Raw genomic sequence first — 22357 nt, forward strand, 5'->3', positions numbered from 1 at the left:
AGACACCAACACGAAGTTGGGTCAATTCTCTGTCAGCCGTAACACGCGTGCTGGATTCCTGGCCCCCTAGATCATCATTACCACAAGAGGGCAGCCTTACCAGGACCAGTGACCAGAGCTTGCTTGAGACTTACCAATAAATATTGGGACACCGTTCCCGAACGTTAGAGCGAGTGTTTGCTACTCGCGCTATCTACGAGCTCTCGATGATAGAGCGGTGTGTGCGGCGAGTGTGCCCGTGACAGCAAGGACAGCAAAGCTCAGTACGATCACGGGAAGGTGTTCGAGAAGAACCAGTGCAATCACAGCGATGATGACGAGAATTGCAGCGGCAAGGAAACGGGAGCGCGCAAAGCTTCTGAATCGCGAACGTAGGAACAATAGGTTACCGGCGAGATAGATCAAAGGCCCTGCGACGGTCACGAGCACAACCGGTGGTGTGAGGTGGTCGTGGGATAGGCGCAATTCGATGGAGACAGCAACTAGGATCGCGCCCAGGACCATGAGCGCATGGGCATATGCGTAAGCAGTGCGCAACGCACCCGTGGAGGCATCGCCCCCACTCGAATCAGGCCCAGCGAGGGCAAAGTAGTTCCACCAGAGCACAAACAGCGATGCGAAGCCAATGGCGAGGCTGAGGGCAAGGGAAGGGGTGAGGTGGCCGTGCTCGACGATGGAACCGCCCATGAGGAGGATGGATTCTCCGAGGGCGATGATGAATACGAGCCGGTTGCGCTCGGCGAGGTGTTCGGCATCAGTGTCCCATAGGTGCATCGGGGCAGAACCGAGTCCCGGTACACGGTAGTGGCACAAAGGGGCAGCGTAGTCGAGCAAAACTGCCATTAGCCACAGTCCAAGCCGGAGGTCTGCAGGCAGAGCAGCACCCAGAATCCAGAATACGCCGGCCAAGAGAGTCCAGGCCAGGAGCATGCGGTAGTTCGTTGCCAATTGTTGCCCGCGGAAGGCAACCATCATGAAAACTGGGCGCAGAATCCCCATAAACAGGTAGCAGCCTACGAATAGCCATGCTCCGTCGCCGAAGGTTCCTGGGATCGCGATCGACATGCCAAGAGCTGCGAGCATGAGTACACCAGTGAGAAGCTGTACCGGCGTCTTGGTTGGATTAAGCCAGTTCATGGCCCATGCGGTGTAGTTCCACCCCCACCAGATGGCCGCGAACACAACAACAGTTTGAGCTGCGCCTTCCCACGACAGATGGTCGATGAATAAATGAGAGAGCTGGATAATCGCAAATACGTAGACCAGATCGAAGAACAACTCGATTGGACCGACTTCAGATCGATGTGTACTTGTCCGGGACAACGGGGCAGTCGTCATGAGAGAGGTCGCCTTATTTGAATGGTAACTAAAGTGGGCATGGGTAGCCCCGAGGTAAGAGCAGTTGCCCGCTTCTGGACGACTGCACTTCCTTCGGGGCGGGTAGGTGGGATTTAGCCCTCACGGATGGTCATTTTGGCAAGCTTGTTTCCATTGACCTCGAAGATAAACATCGATCGACCGTTGGCGTGATTCGATCTCCAGTCGCCGACAACCGTGACTAGATTGCCAGCAACCGAAGCCTCTTCGATAGCCAGAGTGCCTTGAGAACCGATGAATTCCTGATCGCTCCAGGCTTTGATCTCTTCCTGGCCGGTGAAGTTGCGACCCCAGTCATCGACAACACCGTTGGGGGTGAAGGCGTCGAGGAAGGCCTCGTCATCGTGGGCATTGACTCGATCGATGAACGATGCAACAGGTTCGGGAACAGTGAGTGTTGGCATAAGAACAATCTCCTTGTCCTGACTCGGATGGGCAATTGGACTAACGGGTTGTGTATCCACCGTTAGCGAAGATCGTCTGTCCAGTGATCCACCAGCCCTCAGAAGCGAGGAAACGCACTATTGGGGCGATATCCTCAATCTGGGTGAGTTGATTGCCCATAGCCTGAGACTTGTGGAAATCTACACGTTCTGGGGTCTCTTGGCCGTAGAAGAACGGGGTATCCATTGGGCCGGGAGCAATTGCGGTCACCGAGATGCCGCGGTCGGCATATTCCTTTGCAGCCGCACGAGTGAAATGCTCTACGGGGCTCTTGCCGCCAGCGTAGGTCGAGTAGCCATCGGTGAATGCCGCAAGCAAAGCCGTGACAATCGTGATAATTTTGCCACCCTCAGCAAGGTGAGTGCCAGCTTCCTTGATGAAAAAATACGCCGATTTAGCGTTGATATCGAACATCGAGTCGTATTCGTCTTCGGTCGTCTCAACTATCGGCTTGCGAAGGACTTTTCCGACAGTATTGACTGCAACATCAATCTTTCCAATTGCGGACTCAGCTTCGTCGAACAAGCGTGTGACGTTAGCTGGTACAGTCAGATCTCCCTGGACGATTGCACCTTTGACTCCTGCAGCTTCCACCTCGGCCAGAGTGGTTTGGGCATCAGTCTTCGTAGCGTCCGAGTTGAAGTGAATGACGACATTCGCTCCAGAATTTGCGACTTGGCGGGCGATGAGTCCTCCAAGGTTCTTTGCCCCGCCTGCGATGAGAACATTTTTGCCTGAGAGCGTGCGCTGTGCCATGTACTTACCTCCATGTCTGCGTTATGTATCGCTGTAGCGTCGATACATGCGTTAGTGTAACAGTATGACAGAGCGCTTGGGAAGCGATACACGTGAGAGGCTGATTGCTGCCGCTGCCGACCTGATAGCTGCCAGTCCGGGTGAAGATTTCTCTCTACGTGCCGTGTGCGAGGCCGTTGGTGTGAAAATGCCGACCCTGTATCACTTTTTCGGGTCCAAACAAGGCCTCATCGAGGCCGTGATCGAGCATGGCTTCGACCTCTACATAGGCAGAAAAAGCCAAATGGAAGTCTCGGGAGACCCAATTCAAGACATCCGTTCTGGTTGGGATGCTCACGTTATGTTCGGACTCGCCAATCCGGGTTTTTACACCCTCATGTACGGGAAAGTCCGTCCTGGCTACTTTCCGGCGGCGCAGGCACGCGCCAGCAGGCTTCTGCGCGCACTCACCCACCGCGCATCGAAAGAGGATAGGCTGGTAGTGTCTCCTGACCAGGCTGCATCTCATGTTCTCGTAACGAATATCGGGGTCACGCTTCGCCAGATTGTCCTTGCCGAACCCGACCCCGAGCTGTCTCGTGCGGTGAGAGAAGGGACTCTCGCCGCAATTACTGGGACCGGACCCTCGCGAGGGGCCTCGGTTGCAGATGTCATTGAATTGGCGGCCGCGCAGGCTCAGACGCTTGGGCCGAGTGAGACACAGCTACTCATCGAATGGTTACGGAAGCTAGAAGAATCAAACGTTAGCTGAGTGGACTTCATGACTCACGAACTTCCGCAACACAGTTGACGCTGCCATTAGGAAGACAGCGGCAGGATTTACAAGGAAATCATCAGCGAGACTGCTGCAAAGGTGGATACTGGAAACGAGACACACCGATGGCAGCTAGAACTGACATCAGTTCAGAGACAATCATTATTCCTCCCAGAATTACATCACTGTCGCAAACCGTGGGTTGGCCGCGGCTAAAGACACGAGTACAAATGCCGAATCCCTGATAGATACACACGTTGGCGACGCTTTGGCCGACTCGTCACACGTCAGCAGCCGACGTCGATACTTGCGGCACCATTTTTGGGTACCGCGCCGGTCAGGCAGATACCGCAATATCCATCGAGCCACGCGGCAGTTCGCCGATCAACCTCAGCTGAACAGTGCTGTGACCAGCATGATAGATGGTGAGAAATCAACCGCGGCTCCCCTCCACATCCATTCGCGTATAGCCCTCGCCAGCTTTGGCTCCTCATGCAGTGATGAGTGTCGCGCTAGCGATGAGCGGGGCAACAGTCACTGCGAGGATGAACGCTCGCTCGCTGATCCCAAATGTGTATCTGCGCAACGCCGGTAGGATCAATGAAACGACAAACACGAAGAGCGCAGCTCCCGCACAAAAATTCAGAATATCCAGAATATCTGCGCTGAGTCCCTCCAATAGATGAGCGAGCGGCCCAATAGTCGAATAGGCGATCGTGAACCATGCGATGGCAAGCAGAAAATGCAACCGTCCCCGTAACGTCACAGATGTACCAGTCCGATCAGTGGGGACATAAGGCATCACCGCTAGTACCAAGCCGAGCACGATCAACCAAAAGCCGAGTTGACTGGGTCCACTGGTAGTGGGCGGCCTGAGCAGAACGGCCGCGCCCAGAGCAATCCAGGCTGCTGCCGCCGTCCTTGAAGCTGCAGAGGAGAGGGACCTCGTTCGTGGTGAGTCCGAAACAGCGTAATCACTGACAGTGTCCCGCACGGGGTTGATTCCACTCGGAATCAGATGCAGTGCCAGTAGCAATAGAATGCGAATCGCGAAGAGAACACTTGCGACGATGAACAGCAGGTGAGTCATATGTTTGTCCTTTTACATGCCGAAGTCGATGACCATTGAACACTAGAGCTTTAAGTAACTTGAAGGTCAAGGAGAGAACATGAGAATAAGCGAACTCGCGCGGCTCACTGGCCTCGCCCCGTCAGCAATCCGCTATTACGAGCAGCAAGACATGTTCAGCACGGGTCAAATCCTGCGACAGTCAAACGGATATCGGGACTACACCTCAGGCGCCCAACGCCGGCTAGAACTAATCCTCGCGGGACGCGTGGCCGGATTCTCACTTGTCCAAATGCGCGAGAGGATGCGGGACTGGGACGAAATGACTGCTGAGCAACGCGTCGTGCTCCTTGAAAAACAGCTCGAAGTCATCGAAGAGCGGATCGCCGATCTTCAGCGTGGCCGAGCAACGGTTTGCAAGGCGATTACCGAACTCGAGACCCGGCGGTTTGGCTGAACAATATCGGTAGACAGCCGCTGCCTGCCCGCGTGCTCCCGAGCACCTCAGTACATTCCCCTTCTCTGACCCTTACGGATGCGCCCCGCAATCAGGAGAAGGATCATTGGACGAACACCGTAGAGAACGTCGGCTTCGAAGAGGAAAACAACAACCGAGAGAATCCCCGGTTCCGCCCTCTTCCTCGCCGGAACATTCCGGCCCTACCGAAGAATCCCATTGAGAACAAACGCAGTACAGCGACCATAGTCTACCCGAGGCAGCCGACCCGGATGTTTGAGGACAACAGCATTGTCGAGAACCAAGCCGTGAAAGTCCTCCGGCGTCAATGCCGCATCCAGGACACCGGCCGTGCGCCCCTTGGCAACTAAGTCGTTATGGAAGTTTCCACCAGCGTGGGAAAGGGCCATGAGCCCATCAGATCCCACTCGTCGGCAACAAACGGATTCAGAACGCGTTTTTCCACTAGGGGTGGGTCGCATCGTGACATGGTCCGCTGTTGCAGGCGTACTACGAACGGAAACGCGTTGAGAGTAAGCGTCATAATACGGCGGCGATGTGTCTGGCGAGGCGTCGGTTGAATGTATAGTTCGCGAAGGTCACCGGCGGGGGTCTTATACGCGGCGAAGACTCCAGCCGCTCCTTGACAACGAAAATGACGGCGCGAGAAGCCTAGCGCTCAGGTTCTAGGAGTGGCTGCCTCCGTTCCCTGACGAGTAGCGAACTGCAGGCGATAGGCGCGAGGCGAAAGCCCGGTGACACGTTTGAAGACTGCCCTGAGATTCGCGGCGGACCCAAGGCCGCTTTGGTGGGCTGTGTCCTCGGTGCTCGCGGTGGTCTCCTCGAGAAGTCTTCGAGCGAACCGGACTCGCTCCTGAGTGAGCCAGGCTGACGGCGTCAGGCCGATCTCCCGCTGGAAGCGTCGATGCAGCGTGGCAGGGCTGACGTGCATCTGCCGGGCCATCTCTGTGACCGTGAGCCGATGGTCGAGTCGCTCGCGCGCCCAGTCGAGGAGCACTCCAAGGTCTCCTACGTCGGTGGACGGCACAGGACGGTCGACGAACTGCTTCTGACCGCCGGCGCGGAAGCCGGAGAACACAAGCCTCCGGCTCACCGCATTCGCGACCTCCGCGCCGTGATCGACCCGCACGACGTGTAGTGCGAGGTCAAGCGCGGCAGCGCCGCCGGCAGACGTCATGACGTCGCCCTGATCTACAAACAGCACGTCGGGGCGAACCTCGATGTTCGGAAAGCGGGTCGAGAACTCCTCGAGCAGCTGCCAATGCACAGTGGCGGCCCTCCCGTGGAGCACGCCGGCTTCGGCAAGCGTAAACGCGCCGGTACACATCCCGATCAGGCGTGCACCGCGCGCGTGCGCCGCACCGATGGCGTCAAGGACCAGCCGGTTGGTCGGGTTGTGGACGTCGGGCCGGTTCGGGACGACGATCGTGTCCGCCGCATCAAGCGCGTCGAGACTCGCGCCGCCGACGAGGCCGAAGAGGCCATCGCGCATACTGACGCGGGGAGGGCCCGTGACGACAGTCGCCTCATAGATTTCGCGCCCGAGGTCCGCAGTCCGCTTCGCACCGAACACCTCACAGGCGCAGGCGAGCTCGAAAGGGTTGGAACCATCGTCGGCGATGATCGCGACCTGATGAGGTGATTGCGAGGATCCTTGCGTCATTTGCCAGTTCTATCATGGACGAGGGCGGCAGGATGGTGTGAGGATCGAAGTATGGAAAAACGCAATGTATTCGACGAGGCCGCCTCGTTGACGGAATTTTGGTCGCAGCGCACACTACAGGAGTCAAACGGAACGCTTCTGAAGGTTGCCAAGGGCCTTGATTCGACGCGGTGGCACAGCCATGATGATCAGGACGAGACATTCCTGCTGCTCTCGGGTCGACTGGTTGTCCAACTCCGCGATGGCGATGTCGAACTGAACCCTGGCGATTTGTTGACCGTGCCTCAGGGGGTGGAGCACTGTCCAGTCGCTCCTGAGGAGGCGCGGTTCTTGATTTTGGGCAAGACGGTCACTTCGAACACTGCCGGCGGCAAGCCCGAATGGAGTCATGCCGAAGGCTCCTTGTGACCGCCCCCGGTCAGGCTGATTGATGGAGCAACTTGCGGCAAGGCCCTGCATCACGGGGGCAATGGGACTCGCAGAGGTAGAACTGCTCTTGCTAAACGTGTGTGCAACGCGTTTACTGATGCGCAATTTGTCTATCATCGGGAGCCCGCTCCGAAACAGCGTTCAAGGTTTGTCGGCGTTTGAGCTATTTATGCTGGTGCGGCGGCCATTCGGCCGTGCTGCTGCCTAGCGCAAGGGTGCTGTGCTAGCTGCTTGGCCAGGTGCGCACCATGCGCATGTGCTTTTCATTCCTCATTGAACCAGACAGTTCCTCCGCAAGCGCCCTCCACGGTAATGGCATCTTCGACCTCTTGGGCATTCCATTTCCGAACCGCAGCAAAGACGGGTCCCGGTGTGGGTTCTGGGCCCAGAACATTGAGCGCTCGGAATTCGAGATGAGGCAGGTTGAAATGCGGCAGAAACTATCGACCGTCCTTCGTCTCTCACTAATGTGTGTAGGCGACCATGTGTTCGACATGGGGCGACACGGAAATCGGGTGGTGGTCGCCATCCTCGTGCTCTCCTCACTTAAGTCATGTCTACGCGGCAAAGCGCGGCTACCGCAACGCACGAAAGTCGACCCGTCCCACCGAGTCCAAGTTATGCCGACCGCAGGTACCCGTCGAGGCGATCTTCGACAGCGCGCATTGAAGTTAAGGTCAGGGGCCTGCCGAGGTAGCTGGTAACCCAACGGCCGCGAGCGTGAACGCTCGCCTGGTCACGGGAATCGCCGGGTTGTTTGACGTCCGTGACTACGCTATTTCCGGTGCGCGCTACCTCGGCCACAGCAACGGTGATCGCGCCCACAGCAGGGGCGTCTTGACCCGGGTCGGCACAGATGGTCAGCTGCAGGATATACCGCATCTGGCCGGCCTCGACGCGGCGGAACACGTGCTCGCCTCGAGCAAGCGCGAAGTCACTGAAGGGCAAGAGCGGCCCCAGCCCTCGTAGGCGCTCGGCGTCATCGGGCGGGAATTCTTCGAAGTAGGCGTAGTCATGTTCCTGTGCCCATGCGGGAAACTCTGCGACCTGCTGGGCCTGCGCCATGAGCTGCCGGCGAAACTTCCGACGCATCACCTGATATGCGATCGCGATTCCGGTGACGACGATGACACCGACAGAGACGATGATCCCGATAACTGCCCACATCCACGACATTCGTCCAGGCTATCGACCCCGACGCAGAATTACACGCTGATATGGCTCGAGTGGTCGGCATCAATGATGTGACTCCACTCTTGAAGCGCTCGTGGGTCGGAACATCGCTTCGCTCCGAGATCTATGTGGCATCTGCACCGCTGGTGCGCGCCTCTCTCCTCGCACGGATCTCGACAACGATAAGGAGCACATTAAATGCCGCGATAAGCCCACAGATAACGGCGAAGACCCAAAACACGACCGTGAGCCGACCAACAGATTCCATTTGAAGCACCGCTATCGACACTCCAAACAACCCGATCGCGCCGAGTGCTGTGCCAACCGCCGCCAGAACATGCGGGACCAGGTTGAGTCTCCATGTCCGCGTCCCCGGATCGTCAACGATTGGATCCGCAGTCGTAGCGCGTCGCTTTCGCTGGTGTGGCATTCGGGAACTCTTTCGGGGCCGACTCAGGTGGACTGGGTCGAACCAGTCTACTCGCGTGGTTGCCCGGTGATCAGTCAAAACGGGTGCCATTGCTCGCGCCAGTTATAGCGCTTCTGCGCACCCATTACTATCTATTGTCTGCCGTTGCCTCATTTGGGTAGCAATCCATCCGGTGAGAAGCAGAGCAATTACAGCGGGGATGAGCGCCCAGACGGTGAGATCAGTAGCAGCGATCCCGGCAGTGAGCAGCGCGCCACCGAGGGCGGCAACCACTGCCGAGCCGTCGGTAACATTCCGAGACGAGCCGAGAAGTGATTGCGGAGAAACCTCACACGCGGCTACCTTCCGACAAACCACGCACAAGTCTCAGCGCTAGAGATTCATCCGTAATCGCCATGACCCGTTAGATCGTGCCGGCGAGCCAAAAGTCAAACCCGAATCGGCAATTGTCTGCATTTGAACGAGACGGACAAGTCTGGCACTCAAACCCGGTTTGCTCGACAATTGACCTGAATTGATTCCTGATGAGCGGCCCAGAGATGTAACAGTAGAGGCTGTCCCGGTTGTGCTCTACTGTCGATCGCGGATCAGCGGATCTTTCGTCGGTAGAGGACGATCGCGAACGCGTAGGCTGCCATGAGGATGCCGACGAGCCAGGCCAGAGCGATCCAGATGTCGCTGCCGACCGGTTGCTGGGCGAAGAGCGCCCGGATCGTGTTCACGATGGACGTGATTGGCTGGTTCTCGGCGAACCAAGCGACAGCTCCGGGCATTGAAGCGGTCGGTACAAAGGCCGAACTGATGAACGGCAGGAAGATCAGCGGATAGCTCAGCGCGCTGGCTCCGTCGACGGTCTTGGCAGTCAGCCCGGCGATCACCGCAATCCAGGTCAGGGCGAGGGTTGTGAGCACCAATATGCCCACTACCGCGAGCCAGATTCCAATCGGTGCGCCTGTTCGGAATCCCATGACTAGCGCGACGCCGATGACGATGGCGATGGCGACCGAGACCAGGTTTGAGACCAGGGAGGTGAGGACGTGGCCCCAGAGAACGCTGGAGCGGGCGATGGGCATGGATTGGAAGCGTTCGAAAATGCCGCCTTGCATGTCCAGAAAGAGTCGGTAGGCAGTGTAGGCGATGCCGGAGGCGATAGTGATCAGCAGGATTCCGGCCAGAAGATAGTTGACGTAGGATTGCTGGCTGCCGGTGTTGATTGCGCCGCCGAGAACGGAGGTGAACAGCAACATCAGCGCGATCGGAATGACCGCAGTGGTGATGATCGTATCCGGGCTACGGAGGATGTGGCGCAGCGAGCGTCCAGTCAGGACGCCGGTGTCCGCCAGAACATGGGTGGCCATCAGGTTTCCTTTCGCTGCTGAATCGCCGCGTCGGGCAACAAGTCAGTTTCGGTGTCGGATACGGGGGCCTCGCCGACGAGGGCGAGGAAGACGTCCTCGAGCGAGGGCTGTTTCTCGACGTACTCGACCGTCGCTGGTGGGAGGAGCTGCTTGAGTTCGGCCAAGGTGCCGTTCTGGATGATCGTGCCGCGGTGCAAGATCGCGATCCGATCGGCCAGCTGCTCGGCCTCGTTCAGGGTCTGAGTTGTCAGCAGCACCGTGGTGCCGTTGTCGGCCAGATGTCGGACGGTCTGCCAGACCTCATTGCGCGACTGCGGGTCCAGTCCGGTGGTCGGCTCGTCGAGGAAGATGACCGGCGGGTCGCCGATCAGACTCATCGCGATGTCGAGCCGTCGACGCATCCCGCCGGAGTAGGTGGCGGCCCTCCTGGACCCCGCGTCGGTCAGGGCGAAGCGGGCCAGCAGGTCGTCGGCGATCTGGTCTGGCTTCTCCAGGTGGCGCAATCTGGCGACCAGGATCAGGTTTTCTCGGCCGGTGAGCACCTCGTCGACTGCGGCAAACTGGCCGGTCAGGCTGATCGACTCCCTTACCTGCAGGGACTCAGCGGCAACGTCGAAGTCCTCGATGACTGCGGTGCCGGCGTCGGCTTTGAGTAGCGTCGACAATATCCGCACCAGGGTCGTCTTGCCGGCTCCGTTGGAGCCGAGCAAGGCGAAGATGCTGCCGCGTGCCACCTCGAAATCGACGCCACGCAACACCGGCAGATCCTTGAACGATTTCTCAATGCCGCGCACCCTAATCGCTGCTGACACCTTCGGATTCTCTACTGTGGCGGTCATCGCGGCTCCTCCTCACTCTCGGCGCGTTCGATTGCTTCGGCGAGCCTGCGCTGCTCCTTGCTCACCCAAGCGGCCAGGCCGTAGTTGGACTTGAACGTGTCGACGAACTCCGCCGGGTCGTCGCCGACGATCTCATGGACCGGTGTGGCGTCGGCCGCAGCCTGCTCGAAGAGGTCGGCGAGGTCGTCGACCATGTCAAGCAAGTAGTCGCCATCGGCGGGCCCGGTGACCATCAGGTAGCGCTCGATTCCCTCGACGGCCGTGCGATAGCTTGTCGGCAGTTGCTGAACTCGTTCTTTGTACGTGCGCCAGCGCTTCTTGTCCTTAGGCGATCCGGTGATCATCTCGATCCAATGTGCGGCCATGGTTAATCTCCTTGTTCCTGTGGGCGGGTGGTTTGATCGTGGAGTTGTTCGATCCGTTCTGTGAGGAAGCTCCAGGTCTTCCAGAATTCGTTGAGGGATTCCTGGCCGTCGGCGTTGAGTGCGTAGACCTTGCGGGGTGGTCCCTTCGCCGACGGAACCTTTTCCACGTCGACTAGGCTGCGCTGCTCGATCCGCACCAACAGGGCGTAGATGGTGCCTTCGGCGATTTCGGTGAATCCCTGCCCGCGCAGCCAGTTGGTGATCTCGTATCCGTACGCGGCCCGGCCGGCAAGGATCGCTAGCACGATGCCCTCCAAGGTGCCTTTGAGCATCTCGGTTGTTTGCTTGCCCATCCGCCCCTCTCTCTACTCAGTATCATTGACTACTGGTACATAGTAAGCAGCAGTACCGGTAAATAGCAGCACTGAGTAGTTGGAGAAAACGCATTGCCGTTGATATCGCTGGGCTACGCGCATTACGAGAGTGCTTGATCGAGCATCAACGGTGCCGACGTTGGAGCACAGTAGCCATGCTCAGTCCACGAGGCTGGGCGACTACCAAGAGTCGTACTCAGGTGCAGGTGGTCCCAAACACAAGATCCGCGGATACGCCGAATAGCCTCCGACCGTCCCCGCTGAGGTCGTCGAGCCACTGCCGCATCCCACATCAGTAACGAGTATGACGGGATTATCACTTGCAGACATTGGCTTGACGCCCTCAGTGACGGTCAAGGGATCAACGACCGATGACCAGGCTGGCCAGCCGAAGAAGACGGCCGAGAAGCCACTGATCGGGCCGATGCCCATTGAGCCCGGCTCAGTCTTCGCCCACGCCCTCTACAACGTATGGAAGGGCACCCGAACCACCATCATCAAGTCACCTCCCGGTGCTGGCAAGTCCACCCTTGTCGCCAGGTTGGCCTACTACCTCCACTCGGAGCTGCCGACATTGCCGGTGACAGTGGTGACACCCACCAATGGATCCGGCCAGGCACTCATCACCCGAATTGCCGAGGCATTCGGCTCCGATTCTGTAGTCGCGGCATCATCTAAGATCATGCCTGAGGCCTGGGCTGAGCGCGTCGGGTTCGGCAGCGCATTGGGCACCGGTGCTATTGCCGTTCAGACCATCGCCTCTGCTGGCATGAGTCGGAAGAACACTGAGAAGGGCGACGGTGGCCTCTACATCGTCGACGAGGCCTACCAGTCCTCGTTCTCAGACACCATTGCCGCAATCGACAAGGCTGATCAAGTGCTCTTCGTGGGAGATCCCGGCCAGATCGGTCCAGTCGTCACTGTCGACACCAAAGTCTTCGACCGTGCTCACACTCCCCCGCACATTCCGGCGCCGATCGCCTTTGAACGTGATCCCGAAGCTGTCGTCCTGTCGCTGGATCACACCTACCGTCTTGGCCAGACAACAACTGACATCATCCAGCACTTCTACGACTTCCCATTCGACTCCAAGCGCTCAGAGAAGTACGTCGAAGGTCATGCCGAAGTCGAGACCTCCGTTGTCGCCACAGCCCCAGTCGCCCACGATCCAGACCTCCTCGATGAGGTCTGTGACAAGGTCGTCGAGCTCTTGGGCAAGAAGTACGTTCAAGTCGACGACGAAGGCAACGTCGAGGACATGTATCTCGCCGGTCGCCACATGGCCGTTGTGGTCGCTCATAACGCCCAGCGGTCCTACGTTGAGTCGCGGCTGGCAGGATTGCTCGACCTTTACGACAGTGCCATGATCACTGTCGGTACGGCTGACAGCCTCCAAGGTGGCCAATGGCCTGCCGTGGTCGCCCTTGATCCATTCGCCGGGGTCAAGGCCGTCACCGACCACCATTCGTCGCCGGGTCGTCTGTGCGTGATGCTTTCGCGTCACACCGCGCACCTGTCATTCATCACATGTGAGGATTGGAAGCTGTCGATCGCATCGGCCGATGTTTCCAGCTCTGAGCGCAAGGCCCATCGGAAAGTACGACGGATGCTTATCAACGCCTGAGGCCAATGAACAGTAGAAAAGGCCGACCAGCGATTTTGCTGGTCGGCCTTTTCGTTTTCACCATCCTGAGCCGGTGCATTGAGCGTCTCCATGCATTCGAATGATTGGAGTCAACTAGTTCGTTATCGGACCAAATTGGTCGCTGACTGACCAATATTCGATTGCCTAGCGCTCACTGCTCACCACACTGTCTCAGGATGGCTGTCTTTCATTCTTCAACATCAGTGTCCATCGCCCAAATTTCGTCGTCATCAGGCTTGGAAACGACCCACACACCGTCATCGACGGCTTCATTTGCGGCGTTGATTGGCGGTGCTTTGATCGCCTCGTTCTCTTCATTGTTGGCCGGGGCCGGCGCCTGGCCTTTCGGCACGAGAGTGGCCTTCTTCGACTTGTGGATCGTCTTCTCGCTGCAATCCATACTCATGCGGCATCTGGAGCCGTAGTCGTTTGCCGAATAGCAGTGTTCGCCACACGATGAGCAGTAGATGAGGTGGACGAGCGGTGCGGCCGTCAGCGGTGCCAGCATGGCCGAGTGCTTTGTCATGGTTTCCATCTGCCAGTCAGTGAGCAGCGTTTTGCGAATCCCCTGTACTGCGTTGTTGTCCCCGCGATCAAGCGCCCGATTGAGGTCAGGCAATGACTTCGCCTTTGTTCGTGACAATAGAGTCAGCACGACCCCGGCAATGCGGATGACCTCGGGGCCCTCGTCTGCCGTGGCGATGTACTGAGCCGATTTCAAGAAGTCCATACCTTGTCCTATGCCTCAACTAGCCATCGCAGTCGCGCGTTCGGCCCGCCATTGGGCGAGTTTGCCCTTCTTCTCCCCGATGATCGCCTGGTCAACGACATCGACGATGATGTCCGTCAGAGACATTGCCGTACCTTGAGTGCCGGTGGTGACCATGTTGTCGCCTCCGACTACTACGTCTTCAAGTATTGACCCCTTCGTCTCTAGGGAGGCGTGGAGCCGCTCGTCGAGCGTATCGACAGCTGCATAGGCGGTGACGATGACTGGCCGGGTCTGACCGATCCTTGCCGCGCGATCTTCGGCCTGCGAGATCTGGGGCGGGCGCCAGTCAGTTTCAGCGAAAATCATGTCCGATGACCGGGTGAGCGTGATGGCGGTGTTGGCGGCGGTGATCGAGGCGATGAGTACACCAACTCCCCCGGCTTGGAAGGAGTCAATGATGTCGTCGCGTTCGTCAGGTCCAGTCTTTCCACTGATGAGGCGGACATCTGGAACCTTCTCGGCAGCCAGCTTGTCCATCATGGCCTCGGCGACATCTTTGTGATGGACCCAGGTGATGAGGGGCCGGTCGTAAGTGTCGTCGTCGGCGTCGGTGGTTGAGTCCAGGTGTTCGGCGATGGCCTCGGAGACGATGTCGACTTTGGCCATTCCTGCCGCCTGGCGCAGTGGCGATGAAAGGCTGATGGGGTCCGGAAGTTCGGCCATCAGGGCTTCGACGCTGGGCCACCGGCCCTCGGTTTCATGGAATTCGGCAGCGACCTCGCCGATCTTCATCAGCAACTCACGGTGGGCCTGTCGGTAGTCACGCATGGGGACATCGATCCACTCGACGCGGCGGGTCTTCTTCGGCAGGAACGGCAGCACGTCACCTTTGGTTCGCCGCACCCACACGTGTGCATCGAGGATCCGGCCAAGTTTCGGCAATTTCTTCTTCACCGGCATGAACGCATTGAACCGGTTGCGGGAGCAGTACTCGTTGAGGAAGGCGTCTTTGCCGCCGAAGACCGGAGAGAGGTGGCCGGTGATCTCAAGTTGATTGGCCAACTGGTCTGGTGACCCATCGAGCGGGGTGCCGGAGAGGCCGATCGTGAGCTTCTGGGAGGCATAGGAGAGTCTGCGCACAGCAGTCGACTTCCCAGCCTCCCACGTCTTCTGCCTGTGGATCTCATCGACGATGAGCACTTCAGGGGACCACTTCTGCAAGTCAGAGAGCACTTGTGGGCGCGAGCGAAGCATGTCGTCGGATACGATCACGATTCCAGCCTCGGGGAAGTCTTTGACTTTGCGGCTGGAGACGATCTTGTTGATCGGCAAGTTCTCGAACTCACCGTCGTCACCGTGAATCGGGAAGTGGGCTGCGCTGAATCCCCCGTCGTCCTTGGGCTGACCGGGCTCCGTCACGGTGACGTCCCTGCCGATGGCACCGGCACAAGCGTGGGCAAGGCCGGAGAAGGTAGTCTCGCGTTCCCAGTTGGTCAGCGATACTGGCGGGCCGACAACGACAACTCGAGAAGGCTTGACGATGGCGGCTGCGGCCAAGGCAGAGCGGGTGTTGTGAACCCACATGCCTTCGGCGACGTAGGAGCATGTGCTTGGAATCGTAAGGTCATAGATGAAGCCGCGGAAGTCTTGAGTCTCGTGCACGGATGTCACGCCAACGCTTGTGGTGTTCGAGTTCGCATCCTGGTCCAAGTGATTCGGCACGCAGATCTCATCCGTCCCGGCGACGATTGCCGAAGCCACCTTCCAGCCGCTTGGAGTGAGGAACTTGTGCCTGGGCGAGCAAGTCAGGCGTGTGCCATTGTCAGCATCAATCGTGAACATGCGGCCCCGATAAGATTGACGGTAGAGGTGGCTGGCTGAGGCCCATCGAGATTGTCCGGTTGAGGCGTCAACGCTCAGCACCGTGATCTCGTTGTCCGAGAGGTCGATGAGTTCGCCGTTGTCGCCGTCCGGGTCGACATATGACCGACGTTGTCGGGCAGCCCACAATCGTTGAATCTCATGCCCACCGTTGATGGTTTCGACTCTCGACTGCCCGACAACGCACTTCCCGAGGCCGGGTTCGTCCGCGATATAGCCTTGTCCAGATGCGGCCGCCAAGGCGCCAAGGCGCTGGTAGGCGAAGAGGTCGAGGCCGAACCAGTCGGGCACGTCACCGACGTGGCCGATGAGCTCGTTCATGTGTTCGCCGGCTTCAGCGGAGTCTTTGGCTGAGGCCAAGACAGTCACCGACTCAGCAACTGCCTCATCGACTCTCACACGGCCTTTGGCGTCACGGGCAGCTTCGATGGTCTCGTCGTCGAAGTCGATGCCTTCGATGGGTTGACCTGCGCGAAGGATGTCGGCCACGGGGATCGTGAAACGCTGTCTATCCCGGTCCCAGGATGCCGAGAGTCCAAGTAGGGCCAGGGTGGGTTCGTAGCCGAGCAGTCGTGGTCGGATGAAGACTTCACGTTTGTTCTTGGCTAGTTTGCTCACCGGCTCGACCAGATCATCGAGGTCGATGATGTCGGCGAACTCGTCATCGCCGAGGTCAATAGTGAACCCGGCGCGGGTGAAGCGTTTCTGTGGGTTGATCCCGGTGCCGGTGATGATCCATTCGCCATCTTCGGGAGACCATCGACGTGATGGCATCGACTTGATGAAATCGATGAGGGAATGGCCGGGCTTCTGAGCGTGCTCGGCCTCGCGGTCGAAGGCAGCGTGAAGCTCGGGCTGTCGCAGAGTGCCCTCGATTCTCAGTCGCGCCTTCATGACCGACCCCGCTGGGCAGACTGTCCGGCCAACCACGACACAGCGTCATCGGTGGATGAGAGTTTCGTGCCGAAGGGCTTGATGATCTGCTTGTAGTAGCGATAGGACGGGTTGCGCTTGTTCGTCAGGTCCGATTTCGGAGAGATTCGCGGATCGAGGAGAGCGACCATGCCGGTGTCGGTGATTGAACGGATGAGCCTGCCAGCTGCTTGTTCGAGGAGGACGGCGGCATCGGAGCCGTAGACGTCGTCTTGTTCGAGGAAACCGGAGACCCCGTCGGAGGAAATGAGGTCGGCTCTGGCATTGTCGACTGCGTTCATGGGTGCTCTGGGGATACGGTCGATGATGACCAGACTCAGTGCATCACCGGGGACGTCGAGGCCGGTCATCATGCCGCGAGTGGCAACGAGGACTGATGATTCGTTCGAGGTGAAGTTGTGCCTGAGCACGCTGGCACCGGCTGAGGACCACTGATCATAGACCGGAACGTCGAGAGTCGATCGCAGCGCGTGCGCATACGCTTTGCCGCCCTGGGCCGACGTCGCCAAGACGAGGGCAGATCCGCCATTGGCGCGGATCAGTTCGGTCATCGTCTCGATCGACCAGGCCCGGTGTTTGGCGTAGTCGAGCTTCTTGCGCCTACCGAATCCGCGGCAGAGCTTATCGAGGTCGACTCCCCCGTCGTCGTTGGAGACTCGTGGGGAGAAGAAAGCGGACGCAGCGTAGGCGTCGTCGAAGACAGATGCGTAGTCGATGGCGTCGGTATCGAGGCCGATGTCTCTGGGGAACGTACCTGGCAGGGTGGCCGAGACGCAGGTGACCGACAGCGGGTAGGAATTGCCCTGCCGCCAGAAGGGCACGTCGCGAGCCTCCTGGTCCTCATCGTCCTCAAAGTCACCGCGCTGGGCATCTTCTGCCGCTTGCGCCGCCAGATCTGAGGGGTCGGCGGGCTCATAACCAGTGAAGACTCGTTCGCCGAGGATCTTGGCCACACCGACTGCCGAGGTGTTGAGACTCAGGCCTGAGTCGTCTTTGGCGATCCACCGTGCACGGCCAGGGCGGTGTTCAGTTGCTTGGATGAGCACGCCACGTAGTTCGGCCAATTGGCGGATTGCAGAGGCCAGGCGATCGGAGCGACGCAGTTGGACGGGGCTCATAGTCTCCGACATTCCAAGAACGCTTTTCTCGGCCAGGAGTGCGTTTTTGGTCGTCGTTGCCCAGTTGTCGAATGAGGCGCGGAATCCTTCGGTTGGATCTGTGTCTTCGTCAATGGTCAGCTCGCCAGTTTCCTCGCCCATCATCTGGCCCAGGTGTGTGCGCATGAGGTCACGGACGACTGACGAGGCGTGGACGGCTTTGTCGGCGGCCTCGTCATCATCAAGGAGCTTACTCACAGTGCTGGCGAGTTTGCCGATGATCTGCGAGGACACTGCGCCGGAGGCTTGCTTGCGGGTGATGGCTGGAAGTTCGTGGGCTTCGTCGATGATGAGGTGGTCGATGGGGCCGATGGTCTTGTTCGAGACGATCACGGGCGCGTCTACGGCGGCTTGGATGGCCAGGAACGTGTGGTTGGTGACGATCACATCGGCATCAGCGGCTCTTTGCCGTGAAATGTTCGGTGGACAGATCGCGGCCAGAGGGCAGGTGGCGGGGCAATCGGTGCGCTGCTGGGTGGCGGAGAGTTTGACCGGTGTTGGCAGGGCGTGTGGGTAGTCGGAGAGATCGTGGACGTTGGGCCCACTCGTGTCCATGCCTGTTGTCGTCGCCCAGGTGTAGAAGTCACGTGGGGGTTCGTCGAGGAGTCCTTGGGATTCGGTGACGAACTTGTCCATGCGGCCTTTGACGAATGCCGCGTAGCCATCGGTGCTCTCGGCCTCGTCATCGTTGGAAAGCGGTGCTGTCAGACGTTCGATGCCGTCGACGACGCTGGAATGTTTGGTCGACGCGGTGGTGTCGATGGCATCGGTGACTGAGAGCATGAGGGAACGAGGGCAGACATAGTTGCTGAAACCTTTGAGGACGGTGACCGCAGACTTGTCATAGCCGCCCTGGTCGAGGGCAGCGTTGATGTGCGGTGCATCCTGGTCAACGATCTGTCGTTGCAGGGCAAGGTCTTTCGTCGACACGACGGTGCGGTGGCCGTACTTGGCGGCATGGAACATTGCAGGTGCCAGGTAGCCCAGAGACTTGCCGGTGCCAGTCTTGGCCCGACCCAGGAGTGCTGGCTGTGGCGCAGTCTCGGTCACAGCGGTCGAACGGTTGGTGATTGAGGTCGACATGACGTCAGCCACGTCGTCGCAGAGATCTTGCTGTCCGCGTCTCGGGCTTCCTTTGGCCCCGAGCTTGTGGTCGACGGCGGCGGCGAGAAGGTCACTCGACGATTCGATCGAGCTGGTGTGAGCACCTGCGCCCACGGCGGAGGTGGCTTGGGCGCCTGTGCTCGGCTTCTCGGTCACTGTCGTTGCGGCCACGCTCGGCCTCCGTCCTGTGTTCGTGGGGTAGATTGTTCTACTTCTTATTGAGTGCGCTGGCAGGCGTGGCTCACCGCCCACCATCGCATATGTCTCACCGATCGATCGCGGCGGCGAGTTCGATGTGGATGGGAACCTTGCGACTGATCTTCGACACCGGCTCACCATCTGAGTTCTTGATATTGCCGGGACGTGCCCAGCGGGTCGCGGATGCTTTGCCGATGAAGACCGGGGCCTCAACGGCGTAGCCACCGATCTGGTCCCGGCGCATGGCGGGGGTGGAGATGACCTTCTGGACGATTTCATCGTCGAGTCGCAGACGGGACTTGCGATCTGCGTCGAGCCAGATCTCGCGTACCTTGGCTCGGTTCATCTTCGGCCCCATGTTCTCGTCGGCGACGATGAGCAAGGATCGGTCAACTTTGGTTTTCAAGGGACCGTCGACGATGAAGCTCTGCTGATCAGGTGCTGCCTCGATGCGGGTCGTGGCACCAGTGAGAACCGAACGCTCGCGCAGGATTGGGTCAAGGTGGGTGAGAACATTGTCGAGTCCTCCGAGGAAGTTCAACTGTCGGTAGCAGCCGACGTTCGACCGGAACCATGCTGAACCGAGCAAGTACGCTTCGGCCTTGAGGCGGTCCTGGTAGAACTTCTTCAAATATCCGGCGCGGGATTCGATGGGCGAGATGGCCAGTTCCATGAGTTCGAACCACCCGGCCTTCGAGTTCTCGACGTCGAAGGCTTCACACCAGAAGTCGATGGTCTCTACCGGGGCGTCTTCAGGAGTCCAGAATCGTTCGTAGAGCAGGTCGGTGAGGACGCAGATGCGTGAGGAGAACTTGTAAGCGGCCAACAGTTCAAACTGTCGCTTGGTCCCGTCTGGCAGTTTCTTAGATTCAGCCACGCTGGACTTGACCGCGTTGAAGACTCGACGATCCAAGCACACGATGGACTGATCGGCTGGAGAGTACGGGTTCTTTCGATCCGTATCAGTGACTTCTTCGTGGATGTACTCAGTCGACAAGGTCGAGGCAATGACCGTGCTAGTGACCGTGCGGGGGCGCTCATCGGGCGCCGAGGACATTCTCACTGACCGCCCGGTTGTCGAGGGGTACGCGATGAACATCGTCTCCCGGCGCAGTCCCGGCACACAATCTCTGCGCACCGGTAGTCCGATCGACGATGGATCGTTGAGATCTTTCGTCGCCTGCTTGCGCTGCTTGGCGTCGAATGTCTCGGCTGTCGTTGCGGCTCCCATGGGGCATGTCCTCTCTCAGGTGTGGCTGTGGCGTCTACTTCCTCTTGTGGTGGGCTGTCCCAGTGGCTCCCGGCTCGGCCGTGTCGTAACGCGACCCATCGTGGTAGTGGCGGTTCATCGCCCACACGTCGGCGATGATGAGGGCGAGCATCGCTACGGCTGGGTGGATCCACATGATGATCAGGGCGATGACCAGCCACCGGTACCAGTGGGCGAAGTCGGCGAAGATCCACATGGCGAGGATGCCCGGCAGGACCAGTGTCGCGGCCAGTCCGATGTCGTACGGGGTAGTTGGAACCATCGACGTGGCCAGGACGTGCAGGCACGCGACGACTCCAAATACAGTCCACCTCAGGAGAGGTGAACCCATGGCCATGGAGAATGTGTCGGCAATCGGGGGCGCGATTCGGGTGATGAAGGTTTTCATGCGGCAGCGGCTCCTTGAGTACGCAGATGGTTGACCAGGTGGGTGTATCCGGCCTGGTCGATGTCGGCCTCGTCTTGGGCGGACAATGGGGAGGTCATGAGGGCGGATGCGGCGAGGTGGCGCATAACCTCGGGCTTGGGTGACTGAGCGACAGCGAAGCCCCGCAGCTTTGTCACTGTTTGACGAACTCGAGTCTCTTCGACGCTTGTGCGAGACAGGAAGCGAACGCTGGGTGCAATGGCTGAGACCATCGACCGCAGCTGTGTCGCGCGCTCGGCCCCTCGGTTGGAGGTCAGTGTCGAAAACCACTTGCCCAGGCGAAAGCCCACGAACCGTTCGTCGATAGGAACCTCGACTCGATCAGGGTGTCGGTCGCGCCACGACTGGTAAAGATTGAGGTATTGGGCATCAGAGATTCCGTCGAGGCGGAACGGCTCGTGGGGCCTAGTGGCCTCGGCAGTCGAAGAACTCTCGTCGGTGGTGTTCGTTTTCAATGCAGCACGACCGGTGCGGAAGAACCGATGCTCACTGAGGCGGCTGACACCAAGGATGTCTTTGACGATCGTCTTGCGACGATCTGGGTCGATGCTCACCGAATCAGGAAACTCAGTAATGAACCCTGACAGTGGGAACCCGTCGTCGCAGGCGTGGTTGGCTCCGATAGGTGCCCTCGTTCCGGCATGGGCTTGAATGTGGGCCACGCCATCGATGAACTGCTGTTCGCGAACGTCAAGGATCCCGGATGCACAAAGATATGCCTCTCGCTCCGAGCGGCTGAGCGTTCCTTTGGCGTGGCGGGTCTGGAGGACGTGAATCCATAGACCCAGCGGAAAGCCGTCTGCGTCGACGAACGTCCGCGGAACAAATTGGACTCCCGCCGCATGTGCTGCTGTGAGCCCGGCGAGTCCTTGGGCGAAGCTGACGCGAGCAGGGTGAAGTACTCGGATTGTCGACTGGCCGCCGAAACTCGACAAATATGTCAGAGCGCGAGTGCGGCTGGGGCATCGTGTTGTGTTCATACTCAGGGCAGAGGTGGGTAAAACTCATGGCTCGATAACGCCCCGAGCTCCGGGGCAAATGCACCGGCTTCACAACCACACGCGATTCTCGTATTCGAGAATTCCAATTGGCCACAACGCGCGCATTGACGTCGACCGTGAAAACAACCAACCTTCCTGAACTAGCGGCCGCCCACGGAAGGATTCGCGCCAAGGCCTCGATCGATGTCGAGCTGTAATACGTCCGGGAGGTCCGCTCGCAGATGCCAGGCGTCCTCATTGCCCGCAATGCCGCTGTGCCGCACTCAGGCACGCCCAGGAGGCTCCAGATGCCCATCTTCGTGCAAATACACATTCGTGGTCTCGCGTGCCACCGTGCGCCCCTGTGGAGGCTCCGGCGATGCGAGGAGACTTCGATCAACGCGGGAAAGCATTACTGAGGTTCTCAACGCGTGCGAACGAGCCCTGATTGTGCCCCGGATGCCGCTGCCCAATCGTGTCGCCCCAGACAAAAGCTCGAGCTCCTGGAGCAGCCCTTGCCGGCAGGTGAGGATCGTGGGCC

General features: G+C 59.1%; 20 protein-coding genes. 4 read left to right on the forward strand and 16 right to left on the reverse strand.

What is annotated here, in order from left to right:
• Positions 1-189: 189 nt before the first annotated feature.
• The 3 genes from FO013_RS20870 to FO013_RS20880 all read right to left on the reverse strand — a co-directional run bounded on the left by FO013_RS20870 (position 190) and on the right by FO013_RS20880 (position 2577).
• The gene (locus FO013_RS20870; protein ID WP_143924486.1) at positions 190-1338 is read right to left on the reverse strand and encodes a low temperature requirement protein A; all 1149 of its coding nucleotides are present in this window, start codon (positions 1336-1338) and stop codon (positions 190-192) included.
• A gap of 113 nt (positions 1339-1451) precedes the next feature.
• Entirely contained in the window at positions 1452-1781 is a 330-nt protein-coding gene (locus FO013_RS20875; RefSeq protein ID WP_143924487.1) for a nuclear transport factor 2 family protein, read from the reverse strand.
• A gap of 40 nt (positions 1782-1821) precedes the next feature.
• Positions 1822-2577 (reverse strand): SDR family oxidoreductase, encoded by a 756-nt coding sequence (locus FO013_RS20880; RefSeq protein ID WP_143924488.1) that lies wholly within the window; start codon positions 2575-2577, stop codon positions 1822-1824.
• Positions 2578-2641: 64 nt separating this feature from the next.
• On the opposite strand from FO013_RS20880, the gene FO013_RS20885 reads away from it, so the two are divergent.
• Entirely contained in the window at positions 2642-3328 is a 687-nt protein-coding gene (locus FO013_RS20885) for a TetR/AcrR family transcriptional regulator (protein WP_143924489.1), read from the forward strand.
• A gap of 493 nt (positions 3329-3821) precedes the next feature.
• Here FO013_RS20885 and FO013_RS20890 read toward each other — a convergent pair whose 3' ends face one another.
• Complete coding sequence (locus tag FO013_RS20890; RefSeq protein WP_143924490.1) at positions 3822-4421, reverse strand: DUF998 domain-containing protein; 600 nt, start codon at positions 4419-4421, stop codon at positions 3822-3824.
• A gap of 79 nt (positions 4422-4500) precedes the next feature.
• On the opposite strand from FO013_RS20890, the gene FO013_RS20895 reads away from it, so the two are divergent.
• Complete coding sequence (locus tag FO013_RS20895; protein WP_143924491.1) at positions 4501-4857, forward strand: MerR family transcriptional regulator; 357 nt, start codon at positions 4501-4503, stop codon at positions 4855-4857.
• 679 nt (positions 4858-5536) lie between these two features.
• Here FO013_RS20895 and FO013_RS20900 read toward each other — a convergent pair.
• Entirely contained in the window at positions 5537-6541 is a 1005-nt protein-coding gene (locus FO013_RS20900) for a helix-turn-helix domain-containing protein (protein ID WP_143924492.1), read from the reverse strand.
• 51 nt (positions 6542-6592) lie between these two features.
• Between FO013_RS20900 and FO013_RS20905 the strand changes: the two genes are divergently transcribed.
• A complete protein-coding gene (locus FO013_RS20905) occupies positions 6593-6949 on the forward strand; it encodes a cupin domain-containing protein (protein ID WP_143924493.1) in 357 nt (118 codons plus the stop codon).
• A 639-nt stretch (positions 6950-7588) separates the two neighbouring features.
• Here FO013_RS20905 and FO013_RS20910 read toward each other — a convergent pair.
• The 5 genes from FO013_RS20910 to FO013_RS20930 form a co-directional block, all read right to left on the reverse strand.
• Entirely contained in the window at positions 7589-8146 is a 558-nt protein-coding gene (locus FO013_RS20910; protein WP_143924494.1) for a hypothetical protein, read from the reverse strand.
• Positions 8147-9160: 1014 nt separating this feature from the next.
• Positions 9161-9931 carry an ABC transporter permease gene (locus FO013_RS20915; RefSeq protein WP_143924495.1) on the reverse strand — a complete coding sequence of 257 codons (771 nt, stop codon included), beginning with the start codon at positions 9929-9931 and terminating at the stop codon, positions 9161-9163.
• Positions 9931-10770 (reverse strand): ABC transporter ATP-binding protein, encoded by an 840-nt coding sequence (locus FO013_RS20920; protein WP_143924496.1) that lies wholly within the window; start codon positions 10768-10770, stop codon positions 9931-9933. Before FO013_RS20920 ends, FO013_RS20915 begins: the two co-directional genes overlap by 1 nt.
• Positions 10767-11135, reverse strand: a complete 369-nt coding sequence (locus FO013_RS20925; RefSeq protein WP_143924497.1) for a DUF1048 domain-containing protein — start codon at positions 11133-11135, stop codon at positions 10767-10769. The genes FO013_RS20920 and FO013_RS20925 overlap by 4 nt, the downstream gene beginning before the upstream one ends.
• A 2-nt stretch (positions 11136-11137) precedes the next feature.
• Entirely contained in the window at positions 11138-11488 is a 351-nt protein-coding gene (locus FO013_RS20930; protein ID WP_143924498.1) for a PadR family transcriptional regulator, read from the reverse strand.
• A 355-nt stretch (positions 11489-11843) separates the two neighbouring features.
• Here FO013_RS20930 and FO013_RS20935 point away from each other — a divergent pair, with 355 nt between their 5' ends.
• A complete protein-coding gene (locus FO013_RS20935) occupies positions 11844-13133 on the forward strand; it encodes an AAA family ATPase (protein WP_186293251.1) in 1290 nt (429 codons plus the stop codon).
• Positions 13134-13341: 208 nt separating this feature from the next.
• Here FO013_RS20935 and FO013_RS20940 read toward each other — a convergent pair whose 3' ends face one another.
• The 6 genes from FO013_RS20940 to FO013_RS20965 all read right to left on the reverse strand — a co-directional run bounded on the left by FO013_RS20940 (position 13342) and on the right by FO013_RS20965 (position 21816).
• Positions 13342-13884, reverse strand: coding sequence for a hypothetical protein (locus FO013_RS20940; RefSeq protein WP_143924500.1), 543 nt, complete (start codon positions 13882-13884; stop codon positions 13342-13344).
• Positions 13885-13899: 15 nt separating this feature from the next.
• On the reverse strand, positions 13900-16641 hold the full coding sequence (locus FO013_RS20945) for a helicase-related protein (protein ID WP_143924501.1): 2742 nt from the start codon (positions 16639-16641) through the stop codon (positions 13900-13902).
• A complete protein-coding gene (locus FO013_RS20950; protein WP_143924502.1) occupies positions 16638-19112 on the reverse strand; it encodes an ATP-dependent DNA helicase in 2475 nt (824 codons plus the stop codon). The genes FO013_RS20945 and FO013_RS20950 overlap by 4 nt, the downstream gene beginning before the upstream one ends.
• A 94-nt stretch (positions 19113-19206) precedes the next feature.
• Entirely contained in the window at positions 19207-20370 is a 1164-nt protein-coding gene (locus tag FO013_RS20955) for a hypothetical protein (RefSeq protein ID WP_143924503.1), read from the reverse strand.
• 34 nt (positions 20371-20404) lie between these two features.
• Entirely contained in the window at positions 20405-20797 is a 393-nt protein-coding gene (locus tag FO013_RS20960; RefSeq protein WP_143924504.1) for a hypothetical protein, read from the reverse strand.
• Positions 20794-21816: a hypothetical protein gene (locus tag FO013_RS20965; RefSeq protein ID WP_143924505.1), complete on the reverse strand. Its 1023-nt coding sequence runs from the start codon at positions 21814-21816 to the stop codon at positions 20794-20796. The genes FO013_RS20960 and FO013_RS20965 overlap by 4 nt, the downstream gene beginning before the upstream one ends.
• Positions 21817-22357: the final 541 nt, after the last annotated feature.

Source organism: Brevibacterium aurantiacum, from assembly GCF_007558825.1.
Taxonomy (GTDB): domain Bacteria; phylum Actinomycetota; class Actinomycetes; order Actinomycetales; family Brevibacteriaceae; genus Brevibacterium; species Brevibacterium aurantiacum_A.

What these genes read in the sequence shown, in the direction of transcription:
- FO013_RS20870 (WP_143924486.1), bottom strand. Translation starts at nt 1,338, where the DNA reads ATGACGACTGCCCCGTTGTCCCGGACAAGTACACATCGATCTGAAGTC.
- FO013_RS20875 (WP_143924487.1), bottom strand. Translation starts at nt 1,781, where the DNA reads ATGCCAACACTCACTGTTCCCGAACCTGTTGCATCGTTCATCGATCGA.
- FO013_RS20880 (WP_143924488.1), bottom strand. Translation starts at nt 2,577, where the DNA reads ATGGCACAGCGCACGCTCTCAGGCAAAAATGTTCTCATCGCAGGCGGG.
- FO013_RS20885 (WP_143924489.1), top strand. Translation starts at nt 2,642, where the DNA reads ATGACAGAGCGCTTGGGAAGCGATACACGTGAGAGGCTGATTGCTGCC.
- FO013_RS20890 (WP_143924490.1), bottom strand. Translation starts at nt 4,421, where the DNA reads ATGACTCACCTGCTGTTCATCGTCGCAAGTGTTCTCTTCGCGATTCGC.
- FO013_RS20895 (WP_143924491.1), top strand. Translation starts at nt 4,501, where the DNA reads ATGAGAATAAGCGAACTCGCGCGGCTCACTGGCCTCGCCCCGTCAGCA.
- FO013_RS20900 (WP_143924492.1), bottom strand. Translation starts at nt 6,541, where the DNA reads ATGACGCAAGGATCCTCGCAATCACCTCATCAGGTCGCGATCATCGCC.
- FO013_RS20905 (WP_143924493.1), top strand. Translation starts at nt 6,593, where the DNA reads ATGGAAAAACGCAATGTATTCGACGAGGCCGCCTCGTTGACGGAATTT.
- FO013_RS20910 (WP_143924494.1), bottom strand. Translation starts at nt 8,146, where the DNA reads ATGTCGTGGATGTGGGCAGTTATCGGGATCATCGTCTCTGTCGGTGTC.
- FO013_RS20915 (WP_143924495.1), bottom strand. Translation starts at nt 9,931, where the DNA reads ATGGCCACCCATGTTCTGGCGGACACCGGCGTCCTGACTGGACGCTCG.
- FO013_RS20920 (WP_143924496.1), bottom strand. Translation starts at nt 10,770, where the DNA reads ATGACCGCCACAGTAGAGAATCCGAAGGTGTCAGCAGCGATTAGGGTG.
- FO013_RS20925 (WP_143924497.1), bottom strand. Translation starts at nt 11,135, where the DNA reads ATGGCCGCACATTGGATCGAGATGATCACCGGATCGCCTAAGGACAAG.
- FO013_RS20930 (WP_143924498.1), bottom strand. Translation starts at nt 11,488, where the DNA reads ATGGGCAAGCAAACAACCGAGATGCTCAAAGGCACCTTGGAGGGCATC.
- FO013_RS20940 (WP_143924500.1), bottom strand. Translation starts at nt 13,884, where the DNA reads ATGGACTTCTTGAAATCGGCTCAGTACATCGCCACGGCAGACGAGGGC.
- FO013_RS20945 (WP_143924501.1), bottom strand. Translation starts at nt 16,641, where the DNA reads ATGAAGGCGCGACTGAGAATCGAGGGCACTCTGCGACAGCCCGAGCTT.
- FO013_RS20955 (WP_143924503.1), bottom strand. Translation starts at nt 20,370, where the DNA reads ATGGGAGCCGCAACGACAGCCGAGACATTCGACGCCAAGCAGCGCAAG.
- FO013_RS20960 (WP_143924504.1), bottom strand. Translation starts at nt 20,797, where the DNA reads ATGAAAACCTTCATCACCCGAATCGCGCCCCCGATTGCCGACACATTC.
- FO013_RS20965 (WP_143924505.1), bottom strand. Translation starts at nt 21,816, where the DNA reads ATGAACACAACACGATGCCCCAGCCGCACTCGCGCTCTGACATATTTG.